This window comes from Kitasatospora nipponensis, assembly GCF_039528135.1.
GTDB lineage: Bacteria > Actinomycetota > Actinomycetes > Streptomycetales > Streptomycetaceae > Kitasatospora > Kitasatospora nipponensis.
In genome coordinates this window covers 1-675 of the sequence record NZ_BAAALF010000755.1, presented here as the reverse complement: position 1 = coordinate 675, position 675 = coordinate 1, and the positions used below count along the sequence as shown (strand labels likewise).

At 71.3% G+C, this 675-nt stretch carries 1 protein-coding gene; it reads left to right on the top strand.

Going from position 1 to position 675, the window contains the following annotated elements; translation table 11 throughout:
* Positions 1 to 194 precede the first annotated feature (194 nt).
* The coding region (locus ABD323_RS43140; RefSeq protein WP_344447497.1) for a PadR family transcriptional regulator at positions 195 to 675 on the top strand (481 nt) is incomplete at its 3' end.

Here is a 675-nt window from a genome sequence, read left to right as displayed (position 1 = left end):
ACCACGGTGACCGCCGACATCGACAGCGGATCGAGCACGCCACTCCCCCTGGTCCGACCGGCTCTTCGGCCCCACCGTTGCCTGCCGCCGTCGCCGGGCGGGGTCCGTTCCCCGATCCGGCCGTACGACGCGGCCGCTCACCCGCCGCGCCCGACTATGAACCCGCGCTATACACGCTGGGTAGAGTGCGGACCATGTCACTCGGTCAGATCCTCCTCGGCCTCCTGGAGTCCCAGCCGCGCCACGGCTACGACCTGAAGCGCGCCTACGACGAGCAGTTCGGCCGCACCCGGTCGCTGCACTACGGGCAGGTGTACTCGACGCTGTCCCGGCTGCTGAAGAGCGGGCTGGTCGAGGTCGAGGGCGTCGAGCCGGGGGACGGCCCCGAGCGGAAGCGGTACGCGATCACCGAGGCCGGGGTGACCGACGTCGGCGAGTGGCTGGCCCGGGCCGAGAGCCCGGAGCCGTACCTGCAGAACACGCTGTACGCCAAGGTGGTGCTGGCGCTGCTGACCGACCGTCCGGCGGCGGAGGTGCTCGACCTGCAACGAACCGAGCACCTGCGGCAGATGCGCGCGCTGACCCGGCGCAAGGAGGACGGCGATCTGGCCGACCAGCTGATCTGCGACCACGCGCTGTTCCACCTGGAGGCGGACCTGCGGTGGCTGGAGCTGA